A 22,164-nucleotide genomic window follows, 5' to 3' on the forward strand; every position below is an offset into this window, starting at 1 on the left:
AAATAAAAGTAAATGATTGAACTTAAAATAAAAGAGACTATAACTTAATCACTCATTATAGTCTCTTTCTTTTTAATTCATATTCTCTTTTATAGTCTTATTTAAAGTATTAATCTTTTCTAGTTGCTTTTTACTTGGTGAATTTACATCTATTTTCTTTATCTCAGCTTCAGCTTCTTTATATTTCTTTTGCTTTACCAATGTAGTTGCTTTATTTATATATTCATCTACAACCTTTGTCTTACTTTCTTGGAATGCAATCTCACTCTTTAATTCATCTATATCACCTTTAATAGCAAGGTTACTATAATCTGCTGTTATTTCATTAAGTTCCTTTTCAGCAGCCTTATATTCTTTATCTTTATAGTGAATTACTGCTCCATTATAATTTCCTAGTATTTGCATAAGATCATTTGCTTCCTTATTATTGCTATCCTGGTCTATTACTATTTGCAAAGCATCCATTGCCTTTGCATAATCTTTATTATTTATATCTTGTTTTGCTTCATTTAGTGACTTTGTAACCATGTCGTTCCCACAGCCAACAAATGCAAGTGATAAAACTATTGCTCCAATTATTATAAATATTTTCCTGTTTAATATCTTCACTTTAAACTCCCCCTATATTTAATTTTTACTATCTTTTCTTCATTATATAATAATAAAATTAAGTAAATTGGGATTTAACAATAAGTTTTCAAAAAAGGATAATAAATTTAATCTTTTAGCTGAAGTATTAATTGTATATATGTTTTACTAATCATTTTTCTAATTTTACATAATAAAAATAACTTTCAATTCATCCCTATAATAAATTAAAAGAAGCTAGAAAGATTGCTACCTCTCTCTAGCTTCTTATTTAGAAATTCAATCAATTAAAATATATTTAAACTCTCTTAAATTACTTATTTGTTATAAGTAACATCTCTCTAAGTACCTTACATGCAACAGCAGTTGATACTCCTGCCTGATCATATTGTGGTGATAATTCATTAATATCAAAACCAACAATATTTAATCCTTTAAGCTTTAAAATAGAATTTAGTAAGGTATTAAACTCTATTCCTCCTGGTTCTGGTGTTCCTGTTCCAGGAAATACTGATGGGTCTAGTACATCTAAATCTATAGTTACATAGACTGGATGATCTTTAACTTTCTCAATTGCATACTCTAAGTTGTCACAGTTAAATTTATTTGTAAATACATGATCTTTTCCCCAAAGGAATTCCTCTCTATCCCCTGAGCGTATTCCAAATTGGAATATCTTATTATCTCCAACTAAGTCCCAAACTCTATGAAGAACTGTTGCATGAGATAACTTTTGATCTAAATAGCTATCTCTTAAATCTGCATGAGCATCAAAATGTATTACATGAACATCAGGATATTTCTTAAATACTCCCCTAAATGCACCAAGTGTTACTAAATGCTCTCCTCCAATCATAGCTGGAATCTTAGAGTTTTCTACTACTTTAGTTGCAAACTCTTCTATACATTTAAGTGACTCTTTTGTATTACCAAAAGGTAATTCCAAATCTCCACCATCAAATATATTCATATCATAAAGGTCTGCATCTTGATATGGACTATAACTTTCTAGTCCCCAAGATTCAAGTCTCATAGTTTGGCTTGCAAATCTTGTACCTGGTCTAAAAGATGTAGTTGAATCAAATGGTGCTCCAAATACTACAACACTTGATTCATCATATTCTGATTCACAGCCTATAAATGTACTAACATTCTTATTCATTTGCATTTTCTAACATTTCCTTTACATAGTTTGGAAGAGCAAATGAAGCTTTATGAAGTTCTGTATTATAGTACTTAGTCTTTAATCCTAAGTTGTTCCACTCTTCTACTCTTTCACTATTTATAGGATCATATTTCTTTGATGCAAATCCAAATAACCAATGTCCTGAAGGATATGTTGGAATATGTGCTTGATATACTCTACATATTGGGAATGACTCTTTTATTCTCTTATGAGCTCTCTTCATTGATTTTGCATAAGCTTCATAATATGGACTTTCATGTTGATTTACTAAAATTCCATCTTCTTTAAGAGCCTTAAAGCAGTTTCCATAGAATTCTTTTGTAAATAATCCTTCTCCTGGTCCAAATGGGTCAGTTGAATCAACAATTATTAAGTCATACTTATCTTCTACTGTTCTTACAAACTTTAATCCATCTTCAAAGTATAAAGTTACTCTCTCATCATCAAGCTTTGAAGCAGTTTGAGGTAAATATTCCTTGCATACATCAACTACCATCTTATCAATTTCAACCATATCTATCTTTTCAATTGATTTATATCTTGTAAGCTCTCTTACAGTTCCACCATCTCCAGCTCCAATTACTAATACATTTTTTATATTAGGATTTGTTGCCATAGGAACGTGAACTATCATGTCGTGATAAATAAATTCATCCTTTTCTGTTACCATCATAAGTCCATCTAATGTGAAGAAAGTTCCAAATTCTTGTGATTTAAAAACATCTATTCTTTGAAAATCACTTTGTCCCTTAAATAATTGCTCCTCAACCTTTATTGAAAATCTAACCTTATCTGTATGTTCTTCTGTGTACCATAATTCCATTTTCATACCTCCTTAATCAGTTAAAACCTTTATATATTCAATATTCATATCTTGAGGGCCAGTTATTAAACTTCCCTTTGATTTTGAATACTCTATACACTCAATTGCTTCCTTCGTTATAAGCTCCCCTGGTGCTAATATTGGTATTCCAGGTGGATAACACATAACAAATTCGCCTGTTATCTTGCCTTCGCTCTCCTTAAGAGGAATGCTCTTCTTATCTGCATAAAATGCTTCCTTTGGAGTAACCTTAACTATTGGATTTATATACTCATGATCAAATATAAAAATCCCTTCCTTCTTGTGGATTCTCTTAATCTCACTTAAAGCTGATACAAGTCTTTCTATGTTATACTTTGTATCACCAACTGATATTATAGCTAGAATATTTGCTGTATCTCCAAGTTCTATCTGTATTCCATAGTCATCTCTTAATATGTCATAAACTTCTATTCCAGCTAATCCTACATTTAAAGTATTTATAGTTAATTTAGTTATATCAAAATCATAAATATTATCACCATTTACAATTTCTTTTGAGAAAGCATAGTAGCCTCCAATTTTATTTATTTCGTTTCTTGCATACTCTGCAAGTTCAACTATATCTTCAAAAATCTTTTCACCATTAGTTGCAAGATTCTTTCTTGCAATATCTAAAGATGATAATAAAAGATAAGATGCACTTGTTGTCTGAGTTAAATTTATAACTGTCCTTACATAATCAGGATTTATATTATTGCACTTCATAAGCAGAATTGAACTTTGAGTTAAAGAACCTCCTGTCTTATGTATACTAACAGCTGCCATATCTGCACCAGCTTCCATAGCTGATGGTGGAAGATTTTTATCAAAATAAAAATGTGTTCCATGTGCTTCATCAGCTAATACATACATGCCATATGCATGAGCTAATTTAACTATTTCTTTAAGTGGTGAACAAATCCCATAATAAGTTGGATTGTTAACAAAAATAGCTTTAGCATCCTTATTCTCTAGTATTGTTTTTTCTATATCCTTTATAGACATTCCAAGTGAAATACCTGTTTTTTCATGTGTTCCAGGATTAATATAAACTGGCTTTATTCCAGATATTATTAAAGTATTAATAGCTGACCTATGAACATTTCTTGGGATTATAATCTTATCTCCCTCTTTACAAACACTCATAATCATAGCTTGAACTGCTGATGTTGTTCCATTTACCATAAAGAATGCTCTATCTGCACCAAAAGCTTCTGCTGCTAAACTTTCAGCATCTTTAATTACTGATGTTGGATGGCAAAGATTATCTAAAGGCTTCATAGAATTTACATCAACAGATAAACAATCTTCTCCTAAAAACTCTCTAAGCTCTTTATTTCCTCTACCTTGCTTGTGCCCTGGTACATCAAAAGGAACTATTCTCTGATTTCTATACCACTTTAGTGCCTCATATATTGGGGCATTACTTTGAGATAATTTCTTCAAAAAAAACTCAACCCCTTTCTTAATAAACATTCACTCCACAATAAATTTCTATCATCTCTTTAGTTAGTCTATCTCTTATGTCTCTTCTATCATGTGGTGATAATTCATATGGATCTGAATTGAATAAGTAATTATCTAATTTAATATCTTTAACCATCATTTTTGTATGGAATATGTTTGATTGATACATATTTACATCCATAGCATCATAACGCTTTAATATATCATCATCTATAAAATCTTGTATTGTCTTCATCTCGTGATCTATATAACACTTGCGTCCATCAACATCTCTTGTAAATCCACGAACTCTATAATCCATAGTGATTACATCTGAATCAAAACTATTTATTAAATAATCTAGTGCATTTAGTGGAGATATCATTCCACAAGTGGAAACGTCAATATCAACTCTAAAAGAAATAATGTCATTGTTTGGATGAAACTCTGGATATGTATGCACAGTAAGGTGGCTCTTATCTAAGTGACCCACTATACTATCTCTTAAATCCACGTATGAAAGTTCTCCCTTGTTGCAAGATGGATCAATATTAGCAATTGGTAACGCCTCTTCTGTAATAAGGATATTAACACTAGCTCCTTGCGGCTCATAATCTTGTCTTGAAATATTTAATACATGGGCCCCAATCGTTTCTGTTACATCACATAATATTTTTGTTAAACGCTCTGAATTGTATTGCTCATCTATATATTTAATATAATCTTCTTTTTCTCTTTCTGTCTTTGCATAACAAACATCATAGATGTTAAAGCTTAATGTTTTTGTTAGATTGTTAAATCCATAAAGTTTTATTTTTTCACTCACTGCATACACACCTCTTCTCATTACTCTTTGATATTTAGCTAAATTTCAGGTTTTTCGAATTTTCGGATTTATTATATATTACAATTTTTCTTTTTTCTATCACTATAAACTTCCATATATATAATTTTATTACATTTTTTCAATATATTATCTTTTGTTAAACAAATACTAAATAAAAAATTTAGTATTACTAAACAAGATGATATTATCACTTAAATTTACTTAACCATTGATATAACTTATGCCTAGTCCCTTATTTCCTGTAAAAGTAAAAAACAGAAATTTAAAATTTATTTTGATAATCAAATTGTTAATATTTTGTTAACAATATATTGAATTAATATTCACATCTTATTTTATTACTTTAAAGTACTAAATTTATACTGTTTTATAATATTAAAGGCAGATATATTCTGCATATATCTGCCTCTTCATTTTCATTTACATTGTTTTCTTAAATAATTCAATACATTTCTATACTCCAAAAGCATATTAAATTTATATATTTTTGCATTAATTATATATATTTATACACATTATAAAAATTATATATCTTTTATATAATTTTTATAAATTAATACAATCCCTAAACTTTCTAATATATTTTCTATAATTATAAATCTATTAATGAGTCTCTTACTTTTACCATTGTAATTAGATATTTAAACTAATCTTTTAAGACTCTAAGAGGTCTCATCATATCATAATCCTCATGTTCAAGTATATGACAATGCCACACAAAGTCACCTACATGGTCCTTAAAATGCATAATAATTCTTGTAATCATTCCACCATCAACTCTTACTGTATCCTTGAATCCCCTTTCAAAATCTAAAGGTTCCTCTGGTGGACCAGTAAACACAATTTTCCCTGTTCTTCGATACTCCGCAACATCAAAAGGTGTCCTATCTAGTATTTTAAATTGAACTAAATGCACATGAATAGGATGTGGGAATGGGAATGTGTTTATTATATTCCATATCTCTATACTATCTATTTCAGGTTTTTCAGTAGTAGGATCTGCCCAAGTTTTATTATCTAATAAGAACATTTGTCTATTAAATCTATCTAATCTTTGAGTTAGTGGTAGAAATCTAGTATTTTTAACTAACGTTTGATTTATAGGCTCAGCATGATTTATTTCTTCTGGAATTTCGCTTGTATCTGCATCACTTAAAGGTAGAATAACATTAAATTTCATTATTACACTAGTATTCTCATCAGCACCAAATGCTGAATTTAATAATGTAATCTCTTCTCCTTTAAATTTTGAAAAATCTATTATAACATCCACTCTTTCAGCTGGCTCCATAGTTATCCCTGAAACCTCCATTGTGTGATCAATGAATCCACCATCAGTACCTATTTGATAAAAACTTTCTCCATTTGATAAGCTTAAATCATATGGTCTTCCATTAGATCCATTTAAAATTCTAAATCTATATTTACGAGGTTCTACATTAAGATAAGGCCATAACTTTCCATTTACTGATATGGTGTTTCCAAGGAATAATCCTACTATTGAAGGGATAGGTGCATTTGGATTATTTGCTACTCTATCAGGGTAGAATAATGAACCATCAGCATTAAAGCTTTTATCTTGTATAAGAAGTGGTATTTCATATTTTCCCCTAGGAAGATTAAGCCTTTTTTCTAAACTGTCTCTAATAATATAGAAACCAGCAAGACCAGCATAAACATTTAATCTTGTTATCCCCATAGAATGATCATGGTACCATAAAGTAGTACCTGGTTGATGATTAGTATATTCATAAACTTTTCTTGTGAATTTTTTTCCTACCTGTGAGTAATCTTTTGTAAACCAAGCATCTGGATGACCATCACTATCAGGGTCTACATTTGCACCATGTACATGAACTACAGTTCTCACATCTGGAAGATCAATAGTGCTATGAAGACTATGATCTATTGGAAGGAAATGTTTATCAGGAAGGTAATTAGTCCACTTTACAGAAATAGCTGAATCCTTAGTTGCCTCAATAGTTGGTCCAGGATATATTCCATTATAGCCCCATATTTTAGTGAATGGAAAATCCCTATGGAATTTATGTCTTGCTTCTCTCATTACAATATTATAATAAGGACTTCTATTTGTGTTATCACAACTATTTATTGATCTTGCAATAGGGGGAATTACTAAAGGATCTCTAAATTTAGAAATGGTGTTCGGGTCAGAAGGGTTAACTTTTCTATTTTGTTTTCCTTCTTTATTGATTGGCTTTTTCTCTTTATTAATTTGCTCCTCTTCTTTTTCCTTTGGTTCTTCTTCTTTTTTAATCTCCTCTTCTTCTTCCTCTGGCTCTTCCTCTTTTTTAATTTCCTCTTCTTCTTCCTCTGGCTCTTCCTCTTTTTTAATTTCCTCTTCTTCTTCCTTTGGCTCTTCCTCTTTATTAATCTCCTCTTCTTCTTCCTTTGGCTCTTCCTCTTTTTTAATCTCTTCCTCTTCTTCCTTTGGCTCTTCCTCTTTTTTAATCTCTTCCTCTTCTTCCTTTGCCTCTTCTTCTTTTTTAATTTCCTCTTCTTCTTCCTTTGCCTCTTCTTCTTTTTTAATTTCCTCTTCTTCTTCTTCTTCCTTTGGCTCTTCCTCTTTATTAATCTCTTCCTCTTCCTTTACCTCTTCTTCTTTTTTTATCTCCTCTTCTTCTTCCTTTGGCTTTTCTTCTTTTTTAATCTCCTCTTCTTCTTTTTCCTTTAGCTTTTCCTCTTTTTTAATCCGCTCCTTTTCTTTTCCCTTTGGTTTTTCTTCTTTTTTAATCCGCTCCTTTTCTTTTCCCTTTGGCTCTTCTTTTTTAATCCGCCCCTTTTCTTTTCCCTTTGGCTCTTCTTTATTAAGTTCTATTTCTTTCTTATTAATCTCCATTGTATTCACATCCTTTTATTACGCTATATCTTCCCTTTGTTAAAAACTTACTACATTATATGAATGTGCTATGTGTTTGTGTTTTGTATAGATTAGTATTTGAAATTATCAAAAGTAATTTAAAGAAGTAGTTAAGCCAAAAAAAGTGTAGTTATCTAAACCTGATAACTACACTTAATTACTTAACATATCTTCTTTACAACTTATATAACCTTTTTATTACTTTACATAATTCTTAAATTGAACTTTATATTTTGCATTATTATAGCCAAATTATAGTTCATATTATCAAATCATTTTAATGCTATTCTCTAATATAATCTTCTGCAAGTAATGCATACATAGAATAATCACAAATTCCTTGATTATTTATATCTGCCTTTCTCATTGTTCCTTCATATTTCAATCCACACTTTATCATTACTTTTCCAGAGTTTGGGTTTAATGGATCATGTCTTGATTCAATACGCTTTACTCCAACCTCATTAATAAAGTATTTTATTAATGCATTTAGTGCTTCAGAAGTAATTCCTTGATTCCACCATTTTCTTCCTATACAATAACCAACATGCACCATTCCTATTTCGTCATCTTGACGTACAATACTTATGCATCCAATAGGTTCATCTCCATTTGATTTTAGTACAATAGCCCATTGATAAAAATTTTTATTTTTATATTCATCTATCCAACTTTTTAAGATATTTTTTGAAACTTCAATGCTACCATGTGGTTTCCAAGTAAGAAACTTTGTAACCTCTGAATCATTAGCCCAATTTCTATACATATCCTCCGCATCTGATAATTCAAACTTTCTCAAAATTAAATTTTTAGTCTCTATTCTTTTTGTTCCCTTATGATTCATAATAGCCCCCTTATACATTCCTTGATTAACAATATATATAACAATTACTAACTTAATTATTCGCTCATTCTTCTATTTCATATATTTCTTCTTCTAAAGAATTTAAAAAATCATACAAAATTTTAGTTCGTCTTTCTGCAATATTTTTTGCAGTTTCAGTATGCATTACATCCTTTACTATTAAAAGCCTATTATAAAATAAATCCAAAGCATAATTTAAACTATCTGGATCCCTTTCTTTACAAAAAGGGTCATCAAAATTATATAACTTACTATTCATTAAACCAGCAGAGGCAAAGGTTCTCATTATAGAAATGGCTCCTGTTGCCTCTAAACGATCTGCATCCTGTAATATCTTCCCTTCAAGCAGTTCTGGGATTATTCCTTTAGAAAATGAACATTCTCTTATTGATGTATGCACTTTTGATATTTTATTCTTAGGGTAATCAGGTAGTCTTTTTAATACACTAGCTGCAAAATCTGCACTTTCAGCTGCTGAATCTTTTGACTTCTCACTATCTTTTGGATAGCAAATAATATCGTGAAATAATGCAGAAGGAATAATAATATCTAAATCTCCATTTTCTTTACTTGCTATAAATTCAGCATTTTTTAAAACCCTAAGGGTATGATAAATATCATGAGCAGGGTCACCCTCTTGAAACTTTTCTTTTGTGATATTAATTAATTTATCTTTCATAATATTATCCATTATTTCCTCCTGCCAATTTAATTTATAGTATAAAATTTACAATCACGAATTAATTATACTAAAATTTTTATAGCTTCCTCAACCTGTATAATATTAGCAAAACGTTTATTCCAAATCTTATAGTTATAAAATTCATAAAGTTTTTCGCCAGATAGATATTCATTATCAAAAGTTGTATTTGTTTCTTCTGGCATAATTATTTTATATCCATAATCAAAAGCACTTTTGCAAGTAGCATCAATACAATATTCTGTTTGAAGTCCAACCAATATTACTGTATCTATATTCTTGCTATCTAAATATTCCTTCAAATTAGTTTTATAAAAGGCACTATTATAACTCTTCTCAAAGATTACTTCATTGCTATTAGGTGATATTTCATCATAAATCTGCCATCCATATGTACCCTTTTCTAATTCTGTTCCCTCTCCATCATCGTGACGTACATATAGAACTTCTTTTTTATTATCTCTTGCAGTTAAAATAAGTTTTTTAATATTTTCAATTACCCTTTGTTCATTATAAGGATGTGAATTAATCAATCCATTTTGAACATCTACTATTAATAAAACAATATTACTCATACACTTACTTCCTTTCATTTTAAAATGGGATTAATTTTAAGTTTGCAATATTATGGTATTGTGAACTTAATACAAATAAAAAATACCGCATATTCTATTTGAATAATACGGTATTTTCATTAATTTATATTTAATTGTGTATTCCTAATATATTAAGATTATTCCTCAGACTCTAATCGCTAAATTGGAATTTGTCAATTTTATACTTGACTAATAATTTGAATTATTTAATAACCTTACTATATAACAACTTTATAGAATAGGCTATCTTATAAAATATAAGATATATTAACAGAGTTGATGACACCATAAATACTAAGAGTGTTAATGCTATCAAAGTCATAATGTCATAAGTTAAATACCCTCTAATACTATTGTAAATAAAATAAGCAATGAGTGAAATTATAAATACCCAGATAAATGACTTCAATATAACTTTTATATTTGTTTCCATAAATCTTGTCAGATAGTATTTATCAGTAATTAATACTAATAATACCATAACAACAAAATTGATTGCAGGATTTACATTATTCTGTGTCAGAAAATAAATAATACCATATGTTACAATAATAATAATTGCTAATGGTAAATATTGAAATATCTTTTTCATACTTCCTCCTTTTTAGCACTTTCTTTAAAGCCTATTTAATCTATTCGATAAATTTCTATTTATCTATATGATATCAAAAGTATCTTTGTTTCTCATTATAATACTATTATGAGTTAATTATAACATATTTTGTAAATACCGTACTATTCAATTTTCAAAGAACAATTTTTCTTAACTGATTCGCTTAATCCTCAAATTACGAACCAAAATTAAATAAAAAAATATCGCAAATTCATATCTGAATAATACGATACTTTTGTAATGTTTTATCTATGTGAATTATTTTCATTAACTTTAATTGATTTATAAATTGATATATTAGAAAATAAAATAGTTATGACCGAACAAAATATTATAATTTCACTACCAATTTTCTTTCCTGTAATACTTGAATATATCAGGGTTATTGAAGAAATAACAAGAGTAAATAAAGAAATAATTACTCCTCTCTTCGCAACCTTAATACTATTTTTCATTTTATTACCTCCTATAGATAAAACGTGATATGGTTTATAATATATTATTATACCATATTTTGTAAGTGCAGTATTGTTCAATTTTAAAGAACATTTAAAATCATTTTTTCTGCCTATTGCGAACTAAAAAATACCGTATATTCATCATTGAATAATACGGTGTTTTAATAATTAATATTTAATTTTATATTCGTAATAATTTAAGATTGTGTACTATTATTTGATATTATTTTATAAAAATTATAAAATAATACTACTACCATAACAATAAATCCAGATGTATAAGCTATCCCATCATATTTAAAAAATCCATCAATGCTTAATGAATTTTTTAAAATAACAAACCAAATTATTGTTGGTAAACTTAATAATAAAATATTAAAAAAGTGAAATCTACTTTTATTAATATAAAAAACTTGAATAGTTAAATATAAAATAATAATTAACATATAAATTATTATTTCTTTTAATGAATAAAAGACCTTTATATCACTTGTAATTCTTGTTGCATATAACCAATTTAAACAACTCCAAATAAATAAAACAAAACTAATAGATATATCTATAAATTTTCTCATTAAAAACTCTCCCATTTATTACATAACATAAGAATATTATGAACCAATAATCATAATATTGTAGTCCTATATAGACTATTAATCAATTATGATTATGATAATACAATGCCTTTTTCTATTTTATTTCCTTTTAAAAATTCTTTTACCTCAAGAGGTTTTCCCCCTGGAAACTGTAATATTTCTATAATCAGAATACCGTTATTGGTGGCGACCGCAATTCCTTCATTATTTGCATCTATGATATAACCAGGTGGTTTAATAATATTTGCCTCTAATGACTTGGATTTGAATATTTTAATTGGGATATCTTTATAATAAGTATGAGTAGTTGGCCATGAGTTTATATTTTTATATGGCCAAGAACTCAATCCTCTTATTAAATTATGTATGTTAATACTACTATCATTCCAATTAATCTTTGCCATTTGCTTGTTTAACATCTGTACATAAGAACTTCCATCACTCTGTTGCTCTACCCCAGAAATTTCACCTGTGACAATTCCATTTATTGTTTCCTCTAACAGTTCAGCACCGTTTATTTTTAATAAATTGTACAATTCTCCTGCTGTCATAGATTCAGATATGTCAAACTCACTTCTCATAAGCATATCACCCGTATCTATACCAGTATCCATTAGTATAGTTGTATTTCCAGTTCTTATTTCCCCATTTATTAAACTCCAATTTATTGGTGATGACCCTCTATACATTGGGAGGAGAGACGCATGTAGACAAATACATCCGAGTCTTGGTATGTCAAGTATATGCTTAGTTATGATTTGACCATATGCTACAACAATGATAAAATCAGGTTTTATTTCTTTTAATTTATCAATAATTATAGAGTCTGTTTTTATTTTTTCAGGCTGAAAAATTGGAATTTGATTCGATAGTCCGACCTCTTTGACTGGTGAAATTGCTACCTTTTTCCCTCTTCCACTTGGTTTATCAGGTTGTGTTACAATCGCACTTACATTATATTTCTCTATCATTTTCTTCAATGAGGGAACTGCAAAATCAGGAGTTCCCATAAAAACTATTTTCATTATTCATACCTCCCTTTGATACTACAAAATATATTTTGTAGTTATTCATTAGTTACACAATAATTTACAATTACGAACCAATTGAAACATATTTTGTCAATATAATGCTATTCAATTTTAAAAGATCATGTTTTTGTATTTCGCTCACCTTTTCCTCAACATCTCGTGTAGCCTAAGCTAAACGTACTGTATTTATTTATTTTTACATAGACTACATATAGACAATGTAGTCTATAATTAAGCTAATTCTAATATGTTTTCTTTATTATATGTTGCCAATTCCATGGCAATTTGTAACTTTTAATATGTTCAAATTTAATAACCTTAACTGATCCAAAAGCTCCGGTTTCAATTATCATTCTGTCATCTCCAACAATATTAATAGGCCCAACGAATGGATGTACTATAAGTTCTAATTCGATTGAATATCCACTTTCTCTTTTAGAACTTACTATATCTACGCTATATGGAAAAACTATTGGCAATTCAGTCAAGTAATCTTTATAATAATTATTTATTTCTTTTTGTATATATGGAATAAGTAATGAAATAGCCACATCTCGATATATTTCTTCTTTTGAATTTTCAGGTAGTTCAGACATTTTTTCGTTATAATGTTTTTCTATATCTAAAGCAAAAGATTTATCTGTACAAAAGAAGCATGTGAAGCATAGTACACAACTTAATACTATTATTAGCCTTTTCAGAGTAATCACCTTCCATTACTATATATTCCTTCATATAATTTACCTCTAAGAACTTCTAATTCTTATTTCAGTTTTCTATTTTCATCTTCAAGTTCCTTACTTTTAATACTTCCATTATCTTATATGCACTCTTATATTCTTTATCTTCTTACTTATATAGTTTACTATGATTAGTATTACATACTAATTGTATATAAAATAAGTAATGTTATAATTTCATTAGAGCGTTATATTTAATTTTTAATATATATTTTCATCAGACTAAGAATTATATAAAAAAATAAAACGAGTAATAGACAACGTTTTATTAACGCAATATATTCCTCGTTTTTAACTATATTTATCACTATTTAAATTATTATAAGTGCAAGTTATAATTACAACCTCTTGTGCCTTCTGATCTGCCTAATAATATTTATCATATAAAACCTTAGATTAATTTATTAAGTCTTAACAGTATCCTCATTGATAGTGGATGCCACTATACTTAAGCTTTGAACTTAATTTTTTAGCTGTAGAATAATTTATAAAAAACCGTAGACATATAACATTTGTGAATATATAATGAACAAGTATGGGAAAGTTTTCTACAAAAAACATAGTAATCCAATAACTTTAGAAGAAGTTATTTGGACTATGATTATATTACTTAAGTTATTTTTAAATTAGAGGGGGAAACACAAATGAAAGTACTATTACAAAATGATTCAGGATTAAGAAAAGAAGTAAAACAGGGATTTAGTTGGACAACATTTTTCTTCGGAGGATTTGTTCCATTATTTAGAGGAGATTTGAAGTGGTTCATTATAATGTGGATTTTAGCACTTATTTCATTCGGAATCAGTTGGTTAGTAATGCCATTCATCTATAATAAAAAGTATATGGAAGGATTAATGATGAAAGGATTTAAGGTAGTCAATTAATTATTAATTTTAAATAGAGAGTGTTATGTCTCTCAGAGTGCCGACAAAGTCAGCACTCTTTTATTTTTAAGTAAAATATAATCTAATAGCGCAAAAAGTGTAGTTATCTAAGCCGATAACTACACTTAATTACTACTAATTTTTAAAGTTTAACTTAAATATTGTATCTTTCTTGTTATTAAACATATTATCATAATATTCAAGTTCTAAAGTATCTCCACTATTTACTGCATAAGCAATTTGTGCAGTACACTTTCTACCCTTTGAAACTGCTTTTGGCATATTTTCTATATTTGCTGGATAAGTATCTACTGCATTTCCATCAGCATCATATGCCTTAAATGCCATAGAATCTATAAATAAATCTTTATCACTATTTAAGTTCTCATAAGTGTAAGTTATAATTACAACCTCTTTTGCCTTCTTATCTTCAAATTGATTTCTTTCCTTTGTAGTCTTAACACTATCTATTTTAAGTGAGTAATCATCTTTATATTTATAAGTGTCCCCTACTCCATATACCTTTTCTTCTTGCTGTTGCTCAGCCTTTTTATCATCTCCTGAAGTCTTAGCAGAATCACTTGTTTCCGAACATCCAACAAATCCTGCACCTATACCCATTACTAATAACCCTAATACTAATATCTTTGATTTCTTAAATAATTTCATCTATACGTCCCCCTAAAAATATATTATAATCCTCTCTTATGAGTATATTTTATATAAAACTTTAAGGAGATTGGTCTGCTTGTAGCATACAAATTAATTATTTTTATTAAGCATTTTATTTATTTTCCATAACTTAAATTATCCATTTAAAATACCACTTATAAAATCAGCCTTTGCCTCTGTATACTCATATCTACTATTTGGATACTTCTTCTCTAGATTCAATTTCAACTCTTCATAGGCCCTTCTCTTACTAACATCATTATTTAAAGTATCCCTAAACTTAATATAATCACACCACTCTTTATCTCCAAATATAACAACATGGATATGATGTGTTCTAGTATCAGCACCAAAATCACCGCAACTAAAGAACCTTTGACTCTCATCATCATTCTTTACCATATGAATAAATCCCCTATCTTCAAGAGTTTCAATAACCTTATCCACATCTTCAAAAGATTTCACTCCAACAGCAATATCAATAATAGGTTTGGCTTTAATCTCCTTTATAGATGTACTTCCTACATGCTGAATATCTATTGCCTTATCTGAGAATATATCTTTTAAATCCTTTATTGTAACTTCTGCCACCCTCCTCCATTCATCAGAATGTGGATATAGCTTTACTATATTTCTCTTTAAACCAATCATAATTACCTCCATAAAAATTTATATTTTTATATTCCCTTATGTACAATACCTTAATCTCTCTGTCTCATAATCACCATTATAAAATCATATTAATTATAATATCTAACCTCAATTAAATTAGAGTTGTATTGGAAAATACTCTCAAATTCATATTGTATTTATCATATCACTTTCTATATTTAATAAAAATACAAAACTACTTTTTAATATAAGAAACAAATTATAACTAGAGCTTATTTACTCAGTACTTAGACCCCTTCTGAATCTCTTTTTTCACGTATAGCTCAATTCCTAAAATAATTATTTTAGTATTGTTGAAATAGAAACAAAACTTTAATATAATATTGTTAATGCACCAACGGATGGGAGGACAGTCCATGAACAAAGAAGAACAGGTCATGATGGGTTTAAGGGATTTACTAAACAAGATATCTTGGCTTAATAAATTTAAGATGGAAGACAGTCTTAAGGGTTATAAACCTTCTGAAGTACATTGTATTGAATACATTGGAAGAAATATAGACTCCAATGTTACAAAACTTGCAGAGTCCTTTTTTATGACTAGAGGTGCCATAAGTAAATTAACTAAAAAACTCATAGAAAAAGGCCTTATCGAGAGCTACCAGAAGCAGGATAACAAGAAAGAAATCTATTTTAGGCTTACTGAGCAAGGGAAAGCAATTTATAAAATACATGAGGAACTTCATCAAGAGTTTCGCGAGCGGGATAAAGCCGTATTTGAGAAGGTAACCGATGAACAATTTGACAATATGCTTAGCTTAGTGGAAAAGTATAGTAATCATTTAGATGAAGAAATAAAAAAACTAGAGATAGATATTAAGTCGAAATAAATTTAAATAATGAAAATGAAAACACATGCAGCCAAAAGCTCTATTGAGAACAGGCTGCATTTTTATTGTTATTATTTTGTTGACAAGGAAACAAAATTACGATATTATTTTTGTTGACAAGGAAACAAAATATTAACTTTTGAGAGGAGAATTTAAGTGTTCAAATTTAAATCACACAATGAACAGAACACAGAACAGACCGTAGATAAACATGCTTTAATATTTGGTCTTATCTCTGTGTTCCTTTGTGGAATAGGCTTCAGTATCATCACACCTGTCGTTCCATTCTTAGTACAACCTTATACAAGCACTCCAGGAGAACAAGCTATAGTTGTTACACTACTGACCTCAGTTTATGCAGTCTGCGTGTTTTTTGTAGCTCCCGGACTTGGAGCTTTGAGCGACAAATATGGCCGTCGTCCATTACTCTTATTATGCCTTTTGGGTTCCGCAATGGGGTACTTAGTTTTTGGCATAGGCGGATCTCTATGGGTACTATTTGCTGGGCGTATAATAGAAGGTATAACAGGCGGGAGTATAAGCACTATTTTCGCATATTTTGCAGATATAATTCCTAGAGAACAGCGAACCAAATACTTTGGATGGGTAAGTGCAGTTGTAGGTGTAGGTACCGTCATTGGTCCAACTATAGGCGGATTACTTGCCAAGTTTGGTTATTCTGTACCAATGTATTTTGGAGCAATAATAACTTTATTGAATGTTGTTTATGGAGTTTTTTATATGCCTGAGAGTCTTAAGGAGAATAATAGACTAAAAGAGATTACCTTTGTAAGACTTAATCCATTCACACAGCTTGCAGACATACTTTCCATGAAAAGCTTAAAAAGGCTACTTGTCTCAGCGTTCTTACTTTGGATACCAAACGGATCCCTGCAGGCAGTTTTTTCACAATTTACAATAGATACTTTTAATTGGGCACCTGCACTAATTGGACTTATGTTTTCAATTATGGGCTTCCAAGACATCATTTCACAAGGTTTCATAATGCCAAAGCTTGTGATAAAACTTAGTGATAAGCAGATAGCAATTCTTGGAATGTCTTCAGAGATTATAGGCTACATCCTCATTGCAGCATCGTCTTTATTTTCATTCTATCCTCTTTTTATCGCTGGAATGTTTATATTTGGTTTTGGTGATTCAATATTTGGGCCTTCATTCAATGGAATGCTCTCCAAGTCTGTCGATTCCAGTGAACAAGGAAGGATTCAAGGAGGTAGCCAATCTATTCAGGCTTTAGCAAGAATGATTGGGCCTATCATTGGAGGCCAAATCTATGTATCGATTGGTCATGCCGCACCCGCTTTTATGGGTATTATCTTTATATCAGCGGCAATACTAGTTTTGTATAAAAGTTCGCATGTAAATATATAAACTACCTACTTTATTTAGACAAGCATCCACCTTCATTTCAATTATAGTGGTTGTAAGCTCAAATTCGGCACACACCTCTCCACGCTGTATGTGATAAGCTTTCATTGTTCTTCTTTATAAAAGGATACTTCCTAAATTGTTTATGTGGTGGTCTGGGAGCCTTCTACATCTTAACAGTTTTGGAGGTTTTTTAATTCTATTAATCCTAATATTCAATTCAATAATTTCCAATATATGTTATAATATAATAAAAAGAGGAGGTCTTCATGAAGAAATATAACGTTAATATTTTATTATTTGTTTTCTTATTTTCTATAATATCAATAATTACATTATCAATCTCATCATACTTCAAATTTCCATATACTCATCCTGAATTAAAAGTTAGTTCCTCTAGCGATGATATTGAATTTTATGCAGAAACAAATGGAGGTACTTGGTTTGATTCCTCTAATGGTAAAGGTGGTAATAGTTTTGATTTAGGCACATATGATATAGAAAAATTATCAGAAATTAAGACTGCTACTGTCTCATGCAATACTAATATTAAATTAGACTTGTCCTTTACTGAAGATATTGAAACATTTAAATTATACTCTATAAATGAAAATATTAAGTCAAATGAAGATCATAAAGAAGTTGAAGTGTCTAATTACACAATTACGGCTCCAAAAGAACCTGGAACTTACGGATATATAGTTGAAACAATATGGGATGATACGCATACCGTTAGATTTATATTTAAAATTAAAACTGTTTAAATTAGTGTGTTAGTGTTAGGAGTTAAATTATATAATAAGAAATTCTCCTGGCCTTATACCAAAATTTTTTATAACCTATTGAGAGGAGAATATAAATGAATAATTTTTCTATACTTAAAATAGCTAATATATCTTATTTACTATTAATATTTACACTATATATATTAAGCATAATAAGCTATTCATTATTTTGGAATCTAAGTATACCTGGTCTTGCCTTAAGTATTTTTATATTAAGAAAAACTAAAACTCTTAAATACAGCAAAATACCTAGGCTTATGAATATAGTAACAAAATAAAGGATACTTAGGAGTATCCTTTATTTTTTCTACGTTTCCTTATCATCTGAAGAGCTTTTAATAATTCAATTAAATTTTCTCCTTTACTTTTCCAATTCCAAAAATCATTGCTATAATTAATGATATTCCTGTAGGAATTACAATAATCATATAAATTATCCTTAAATATTTCTCCCATAAAACAGTATCGTATAATCTTACGTATCCACTTGATGGATACCACTTTTTAACTTCAAATTTAGTATTATTTCCGTCTTCTTTAAATGTTCCATAAAAATTAAAGTCTATATATTTAGGATTTCCTTCTGTAAATGTAGTTAGCTTTGGAGTATTCCCATATATACTTCCCTCTTTTAAATTATGATCTTCTGCTACAAATCCAGCCATTTGTGAATGATAAACCTTTATCATTGTATAATCTGAATTATCTAAAGTCCTTGCTATCTTATATGGAAGAAATGGTAATAATAAAACCAAAATCCCAATAAGAATTACTATATATTTTCTTGCTTTCCTTTTCATAAATCCCCCTTAGTTCCTTGACATATTTATCCAACATATGTAATTATAAGTATATCATATTAGTATAATTTAATGAATAATTCCCGTGCAAAACCACATATTCTGGAGGTATTATAAATGAAAAAAATGTTTTTTGGTGCAACCCTTCTATTAGTTGGAACACTCATTATATTAACAATATTCTCTCTTTCAGTTATCGCTCCCATTACATTTGATGGTGTATCAGGTCTACCAGGTTTCTTAAATGGAACCAACTCTTTTTATTACTTCCTGCTTGCAGTAATAGCTAGTATATCTGGACTTATAATCTGCTTTATTGAATCACGTAAAAATTAAAAATACAATCATCTAAAAGTAAGATTATTTTTAAATCAATATGTCTATTTTAGATAATTAATATTAGATTACCATATATTCCAAAGTATTTTCTTGAATATATGGTAATTTTTGTTGACTTCCATTATTTACTAGTGTACTATATTAGTAGTACACTAGTACAAAGTAAACGGAGGTGAATTTTAATTTTGAATCTAAATAATTTTGAATTTAATAGTAATGAGCCCATATACCTTCAAATAATAGAACTTGTTCGTAGGGCTATTGCTACTGGCAATTTAATGCCAGGTGATAAGCTTCCCTCTGTGAGAGATATGTCCACTTCCTTAGGGGTTAATCCAAATACACTCCAGAGAGCTTATGGTGAATTAGAAAGACTTGGTATTACATATACCAAGAGAGGTATGGGATCATTTATAAGTGATAGAAAAGAAAATTCAGATGAACTTCAATATAAAATGGGAAAGGAATTAGCTTTTAAGTTTCTTAAAGATATGAAATCAATAGGAATATCAAAAGCAAAGGCCTTAGAAATACTTGAAGAAATAGCCGAATAAATTTAGGAGGGGAATAAATGATTAAATTAGTTAATCTAAATAAAAGTTATGAAAATAAAGTTATTCTAAACAATATAACATTAAATATTAACAAAGGTGAAATAATTGGGCTTTTAGCTCCAAATGCACAAGGGAAAAGTACATTACTTAAAATTTTAGGTGGTCAAATTATATTTAATAGTGGAAAATATTATTTTGAAGGAGACAAATTCAATTACAAGCATAAAGGACTTATTGGTTATATGAGTGATAAGTCAATTATGCCTAATAATTGGCTAATTAAGGATTGTATATCTTATTATGCAGATAACTTTAAGCTATTTAATACAGAAAAATGTAAAACCATATTAAAAAACTTTAATTTAGACTTAAATAGTAAAATAAAGACATTGTCAAAAGGTGAAAATGAAAAACTGCATTTAGCATTAGCTCTATCGATTGAAGGTGTCTTATATATTTTAGATGAACCCTTAGCTGCTGTTGATTTACTTACTAGAGAAGAAATAATTAAAATGATTTTAGAAAACTTTAGTCCAGAGAGCACAATGATAATTTCTAGTCATTTGCTAGTGGATATCGAAAAAATGCTAGATAGAGTTATTCTTTTAAAAGATGGGGAAATAGCCCATAATGAATTAGTTGAAGATTTAAGAATGAATGGCAATTCAGTAGTAGATCTATATAAGGAGGTATATAGTCATGCAAATAGTTAAAAAAGATTGGTTATATGATGTAAATTCTTTTACATTGCCAGTTATATCAGGTGTACTTGGTTTCGGTATTCTATCCCTTTTATTTTTAAGATTTGTTCCAGAACACCATGAACTTATTAAAGAGATTTACGATAGCGCCTATACTGTTATAGCAGGATTGTTATGTATGTATCCAATATTTGTTATAAAGGGAATATGCCCACAAATGGGAAGTGATAAAGTTTATTTAAGTACAACAAATCTTCCTTATAGCAAAAAACAATTGTTTTTTAAAGGATTAAAACCATGGATTATAGTATTTATACTCTATAGCTTAATTGGTGCTTTAATAAATACTTTATTAGCAAATTCTTCTGATACTTTTATCTCACAATATCTATCATCACTTGTTCAGCCTGTATCTTTTTTATTTAAATCTTCTATTATTCAGCTTCAGATTTTTTCAGGAGTTATTTTAGCTTTAGCTAGAGGAATTAAATGGTATATTATACTTTTTATTGCACTAATTTTAAATATTATTGCACTAATTTTAAGTGGAGTATTCGGCAAGATATGTAGCTTTCTCATTCCCTTATCAAATAATTCAATAACAGATAAATATTTCATAATTGGTATATATTCATTATTTATTTTAATTGTATTTGCTATAGCATGGAAAGATATCGAGAATATTCATAACTAACTCTTATTAATTTCTTCATTTAAAATTAAAAGCTATTATCAATACTATACGTGCTGATAATAGCTTTTAAAAATATTACTTCTTAAATTTCTTACTTACATTCATATAAATTAAAGTAAATATTATAGAAATATACATGATTACTTGTCCTATAATAAATAATACATTCTTTTCAAATACTTCACCTAAAGCAAACAGTAATATAGAAAAAGCAATTACAAACATAAACTTCCCCATAAATTTGCATAATGCAGAAATATTATATTTTGCTTTCTCTTCCTTTGACATTGTATTAATTCCTGCAATCAAGAAGGCTCCCTTCCCCATTGAGAAAATAACTCCTAAGAAAATAAATAATACTATAATCACTCCAACAAAAATCATTTCAAATCTCATTATCTATCCTCCTTTAATTATGTAAGCCTCTACCATCTAACAGCTTATTAATCCACT

Annotated in this window: 27 protein-coding genes; 9 read left to right on the forward strand and 18 right to left on the reverse strand. The window is 28.8% G+C overall.

Annotation, left to right across the window (positions count from 1 at the left end; all coding sequences use genetic code 11):
- Positions 1–72: 72 nt before the first annotated feature.
- The 14 genes from ACQPUW_RS11780 to ACQPUW_RS11845 all read right to left on the reverse strand — a co-directional run bounded on the left by ACQPUW_RS11780 (position 73) and on the right by ACQPUW_RS11845 (position 13,352).
- Positions 73–609, reverse strand: coding sequence for a hypothetical protein (locus tag ACQPUW_RS11780; protein WP_430837694.1), 537 nt, complete (start codon positions 607–609; stop codon positions 73–75).
- A 292-nt stretch (positions 610–901) separates the two neighbouring features.
- Positions 902–1,756 (reverse strand): agmatinase, encoded by an 855-nt coding sequence (gene speB, locus ACQPUW_RS11785; RefSeq protein WP_430837695.1) that lies wholly within the window; start codon positions 1,754–1,756, stop codon positions 902–904.
- Entirely contained in the window at positions 1,743–2,597 is an 855-nt protein-coding gene (gene speE, locus ACQPUW_RS11790; protein ID WP_430837696.1) for a polyamine aminopropyltransferase, read from the reverse strand. Before speE ends, speB begins: the two co-directional genes overlap by 14 nt.
- Positions 2,598–2,609: 12 nt before the next feature.
- Positions 2,610–4,064: an aminotransferase class I/II-fold pyridoxal phosphate-dependent enzyme gene (locus ACQPUW_RS11795; protein WP_430837697.1), complete on the reverse strand. Its 1,455-nt coding sequence runs from the start codon at positions 4,062–4,064 to the stop codon at positions 2,610–2,612.
- 19 nt (positions 4,065–4,083) lie between these two features.
- Positions 4,084–4,911 (reverse strand): adenosylmethionine decarboxylase, encoded by an 828-nt coding sequence (speD, locus tag ACQPUW_RS11800; RefSeq protein ID WP_430837698.1) that lies wholly within the window; start codon positions 4,909–4,911, stop codon positions 4,084–4,086.
- Positions 4,912–5,557: 646 nt separating this feature from the next.
- Positions 5,558–7,771 carry a multicopper oxidase family protein gene (locus ACQPUW_RS11805; RefSeq protein ID WP_430837699.1) on the reverse strand — a complete coding sequence of 738 codons (2,214 nt, stop codon included), beginning with the start codon at positions 7,769–7,771 and terminating at the stop codon, positions 5,558–5,560.
- Between the two features lie 304 nt (positions 7,772–8,075).
- Positions 8,076–8,636 carry a GNAT family N-acetyltransferase gene (locus ACQPUW_RS11810; protein ID WP_430837700.1) on the reverse strand — a complete coding sequence of 187 codons (561 nt, stop codon included), beginning with the start codon at positions 8,634–8,636 and terminating at the stop codon, positions 8,076–8,078.
- Positions 8,637–8,700: 64 nt separating this feature from the next.
- Positions 8,701–9,348 (reverse strand): HD domain-containing protein, encoded by a 648-nt coding sequence (locus ACQPUW_RS11815; protein WP_430837701.1) that lies wholly within the window; start codon positions 9,346–9,348, stop codon positions 8,701–8,703.
- A 53-nt stretch (positions 9,349–9,401) separates the two neighbouring features.
- Complete coding sequence (locus ACQPUW_RS11820; protein ID WP_430837702.1) at positions 9,402–9,932, reverse strand: cysteine hydrolase family protein; 531 nt, start codon at positions 9,930–9,932, stop codon at positions 9,402–9,404.
- Positions 9,933–10,155: 223 nt separating this feature from the next.
- Complete coding sequence (locus ACQPUW_RS11825; protein ID WP_430837703.1) at positions 10,156–10,545, reverse strand: hypothetical protein; 390 nt, start codon at positions 10,543–10,545, stop codon at positions 10,156–10,158.
- A gap of 266 nt (positions 10,546–10,811) precedes the next feature.
- Positions 10,812–11,021: a hypothetical protein gene (locus ACQPUW_RS11830; RefSeq protein ID WP_430837704.1), complete on the reverse strand. Its 210-nt coding sequence runs from the start codon at positions 11,019–11,021 to the stop codon at positions 10,812–10,814.
- A gap of 200 nt (positions 11,022–11,221) precedes the next feature.
- Positions 11,222–11,599 (reverse strand): hypothetical protein, encoded by a 378-nt coding sequence (locus ACQPUW_RS11835; RefSeq protein WP_430837705.1) that lies wholly within the window; start codon positions 11,597–11,599, stop codon positions 11,222–11,224.
- Between the two features lie 92 nt (positions 11,600–11,691).
- On the reverse strand, positions 11,692–12,645 hold the full coding sequence (gene fmt, locus ACQPUW_RS11840) for a methionyl-tRNA formyltransferase (protein WP_430837706.1): 954 nt from the start codon (positions 12,643–12,645) through the stop codon (positions 11,692–11,694).
- 248 nt (positions 12,646–12,893) lie between these two features.
- On the reverse strand, positions 12,894–13,352 hold the full coding sequence (locus ACQPUW_RS11845; RefSeq protein WP_430838089.1) for a DUF3888 domain-containing protein: 459 nt from the start codon (positions 13,350–13,352) through the stop codon (positions 12,894–12,896).
- Positions 13,353–14,035: 683 nt separating this feature from the next.
- Between ACQPUW_RS11845 and ACQPUW_RS11850 the strand changes: the two genes are divergently transcribed.
- The gene (locus ACQPUW_RS11850; protein ID WP_430837707.1) at positions 14,036–14,275 is read left to right on the forward strand and encodes a DUF2628 domain-containing protein; all 240 of its coding nucleotides are present in this window, start codon (positions 14,036–14,038) and stop codon (positions 14,273–14,275) included.
- Between the two features lie 135 nt (positions 14,276–14,410).
- Here the strand turns inward: ACQPUW_RS11850 and ACQPUW_RS11855 are convergent, their stop codons facing one another.
- Together ACQPUW_RS11855 and ACQPUW_RS11860 are read right to left on the reverse strand one after the other, a co-directional pair.
- Entirely contained in the window at positions 14,411–14,944 is a 534-nt protein-coding gene (locus ACQPUW_RS11855) for a DUF4352 domain-containing protein (RefSeq protein WP_430837708.1), read from the reverse strand.
- A gap of 138 nt (positions 14,945–15,082) precedes the next feature.
- Positions 15,083–15,598, reverse strand: a complete 516-nt coding sequence (locus tag ACQPUW_RS11860; RefSeq protein WP_430837709.1) for a GrpB family protein — start codon at positions 15,596–15,598, stop codon at positions 15,083–15,085.
- A gap of 377 nt (positions 15,599–15,975) precedes the next feature.
- Here ACQPUW_RS11860 and ACQPUW_RS11865 point away from each other — a divergent pair, with 377 nt between their 5' ends.
- The 4 genes from ACQPUW_RS11865 (at position 15,976) to ACQPUW_RS11880 (ending at position 18,901) form a co-directional block, all read left to right on the forward strand.
- Positions 15,976–16,449, forward strand: coding sequence for a MarR family transcriptional regulator (locus ACQPUW_RS11865; protein WP_430837710.1), 474 nt, complete (start codon positions 15,976–15,978; stop codon positions 16,447–16,449).
- Between the two features lie 156 nt (positions 16,450–16,605).
- Complete coding sequence (locus ACQPUW_RS11870; protein ID WP_430837711.1) at positions 16,606–17,841, forward strand: MFS transporter; 1,236 nt, start codon at positions 16,606–16,608, stop codon at positions 17,839–17,841.
- 266 nt (positions 17,842–18,107) lie between these two features.
- Positions 18,108–18,602, forward strand: coding sequence for a hypothetical protein (locus tag ACQPUW_RS11875; protein WP_430837712.1), 495 nt, complete (start codon positions 18,108–18,110; stop codon positions 18,600–18,602).
- A gap of 95 nt (positions 18,603–18,697) precedes the next feature.
- Positions 18,698–18,901 carry a hypothetical protein gene (locus ACQPUW_RS11880; RefSeq protein WP_430837713.1) on the forward strand — a complete coding sequence of 68 codons (204 nt, stop codon included), beginning with the start codon at positions 18,698–18,700 and terminating at the stop codon, positions 18,899–18,901.
- A 69-nt stretch (positions 18,902–18,970) separates the two neighbouring features.
- On the opposite strand, the gene ACQPUW_RS11885 is transcribed toward ACQPUW_RS11880, so the two are convergent.
- Positions 18,971–19,423: a hypothetical protein gene (locus ACQPUW_RS11885; protein WP_430837714.1), complete on the reverse strand. Its 453-nt coding sequence runs from the start codon at positions 19,421–19,423 to the stop codon at positions 18,971–18,973.
- A gap of 117 nt (positions 19,424–19,540) precedes the next feature.
- Between ACQPUW_RS11885 and ACQPUW_RS11890 the strand changes: the two genes are divergently transcribed.
- The 4 genes from ACQPUW_RS11890 (at position 19,541) to ACQPUW_RS11905 (ending at position 21,711) form a co-directional block, all read left to right on the forward strand.
- A complete protein-coding gene (locus ACQPUW_RS11890) occupies positions 19,541–19,759 on the forward strand; it encodes a hypothetical protein (RefSeq protein ID WP_430837715.1) in 219 nt (72 codons plus the stop codon).
- A 188-nt stretch (positions 19,760–19,947) separates the two neighbouring features.
- Positions 19,948–20,316, forward strand: coding sequence for a GntR family transcriptional regulator (locus ACQPUW_RS11895; protein WP_430837716.1), 369 nt, complete (start codon positions 19,948–19,950; stop codon positions 20,314–20,316).
- Between the two features lie 17 nt (positions 20,317–20,333).
- Positions 20,334–21,029 carry an ATP-binding cassette domain-containing protein gene (locus tag ACQPUW_RS11900; RefSeq protein ID WP_430837717.1) on the forward strand — a complete coding sequence of 232 codons (696 nt, stop codon included), beginning with the start codon at positions 20,334–20,336 and terminating at the stop codon, positions 21,027–21,029.
- Complete coding sequence (locus tag ACQPUW_RS11905) at positions 21,016–21,711, forward strand: hypothetical protein (protein ID WP_430837718.1); 696 nt, start codon at positions 21,016–21,018, stop codon at positions 21,709–21,711. The genes ACQPUW_RS11900 and ACQPUW_RS11905 overlap by 14 nt, the downstream gene beginning before the upstream one ends.
- Positions 21,712–21,786: 75 nt before the next feature.
- On the opposite strand, the gene ACQPUW_RS11910 is transcribed toward ACQPUW_RS11905, so the two are convergent.
- Positions 21,787–22,107 carry a DUF3784 domain-containing protein gene (locus ACQPUW_RS11910; protein WP_430837719.1) on the reverse strand — a complete coding sequence of 107 codons (321 nt, stop codon included), beginning with the start codon at positions 22,105–22,107 and terminating at the stop codon, positions 21,787–21,789.
- Positions 22,108–22,164: the final 57 nt, after the last annotated feature.

It is taken from the genome of Clostridium sardiniense, from assembly GCF_050584765.1.
Taxonomy (GTDB): Bacteria; Bacillota; Clostridia; order Clostridiales; family Clostridiaceae; genus Clostridium; species Clostridium sardiniense_A.

What these genes read in the sequence shown, in the direction of transcription:
- ACQPUW_RS11885 (WP_430837714.1), bottom strand. Translation starts at nt 19,423, where the DNA reads ATGAAAAGGAAAGCAAGAAAATATATAGTAATTCTTATTGGGATTTTG.
- ACQPUW_RS11890 (WP_430837715.1), top strand. Translation starts at nt 19,541, where the DNA reads ATGAAAAAAATGTTTTTTGGTGCAACCCTTCTATTAGTTGGAACACTC.
- speB (WP_430837695.1), bottom strand. Translation starts at nt 1,756, where the DNA reads ATGCAAATGAATAAGAATGTTAGTACATTTATAGGCTGTGAATCAGAA.
- ACQPUW_RS11810 (WP_430837700.1), bottom strand. Translation starts at nt 8,636, where the DNA reads ATGAATCATAAGGGAACAAAAAGAATAGAGACTAAAAATTTAATTTTG.
- ACQPUW_RS11850 (WP_430837707.1), top strand. Translation starts at nt 14,036, where the DNA reads ATGAAAGTACTATTACAAAATGATTCAGGATTAAGAAAAGAAGTAAAA.
- speD (WP_430837698.1), bottom strand. Translation starts at nt 4,911, where the DNA reads ATGAGAAGAGGTGTGTATGCAGTGAGTGAAAAAATAAAACTTTATGGA.
- ACQPUW_RS11905 (WP_430837718.1), top strand. Translation starts at nt 21,016, where the DNA reads ATGCAAATAGTTAAAAAAGATTGGTTATATGATGTAAATTCTTTTACA.
- ACQPUW_RS11880 (WP_430837713.1), top strand. Translation starts at nt 18,698, where the DNA reads ATGAATAATTTTTCTATACTTAAAATAGCTAATATATCTTATTTACTA.
- fmt (WP_430837706.1), bottom strand. Translation starts at nt 12,645, where the DNA reads ATGAAAATAGTTTTTATGGGAACTCCTGATTTTGCAGTTCCCTCATTG.
- ACQPUW_RS11875 (WP_430837712.1), top strand. Translation starts at nt 18,108, where the DNA reads ATGAAGAAATATAACGTTAATATTTTATTATTTGTTTTCTTATTTTCT.
- ACQPUW_RS11855 (WP_430837708.1), bottom strand. Translation starts at nt 14,944, where the DNA reads ATGAAATTATTTAAGAAATCAAAGATATTAGTATTAGGGTTATTAGTA.
- ACQPUW_RS11825 (WP_430837703.1), bottom strand. Translation starts at nt 10,545, where the DNA reads ATGAAAAAGATATTTCAATATTTACCATTAGCAATTATTATTATTGTA.
- ACQPUW_RS11910 (WP_430837719.1), bottom strand. Translation starts at nt 22,107, where the DNA reads ATGAGATTTGAAATGATTTTTGTTGGAGTGATTATAGTATTATTTATT.
- ACQPUW_RS11820 (WP_430837702.1), bottom strand. Translation starts at nt 9,932, where the DNA reads ATGAGTAATATTGTTTTATTAATAGTAGATGTTCAAAATGGATTGATT.
- ACQPUW_RS11805 (WP_430837699.1), bottom strand. Translation starts at nt 7,771, where the DNA reads ATGGAGATTAATAAGAAAGAAATAGAACTTAATAAAGAAGAGCCAAAG.
- ACQPUW_RS11865 (WP_430837710.1), top strand. Translation starts at nt 15,976, where the DNA reads ATGAACAAAGAAGAACAGGTCATGATGGGTTTAAGGGATTTACTAAAC.
- ACQPUW_RS11860 (WP_430837709.1), bottom strand. Translation starts at nt 15,598, where the DNA reads ATGATTGGTTTAAAGAGAAATATAGTAAAGCTATATCCACATTCTGAT.
- ACQPUW_RS11900 (WP_430837717.1), top strand. Translation starts at nt 20,334, where the DNA reads ATGATTAAATTAGTTAATCTAAATAAAAGTTATGAAAATAAAGTTATT.
- ACQPUW_RS11830 (WP_430837704.1), bottom strand. Translation starts at nt 11,021, where the DNA reads ATGAAAAATAGTATTAAGGTTGCGAAGAGAGGAGTAATTATTTCTTTA.
- ACQPUW_RS11815 (WP_430837701.1), bottom strand. Translation starts at nt 9,348, where the DNA reads ATGGATAATATTATGAAAGATAAATTAATTAATATCACAAAAGAAAAG.
- ACQPUW_RS11835 (WP_430837705.1), bottom strand. Translation starts at nt 11,599, where the DNA reads ATGAGAAAATTTATAGATATATCTATTAGTTTTGTTTTATTTATTTGG.
- speE (WP_430837696.1), bottom strand. Translation starts at nt 2,597, where the DNA reads ATGGAATTATGGTACACAGAAGAACATACAGATAAGGTTAGATTTTCA.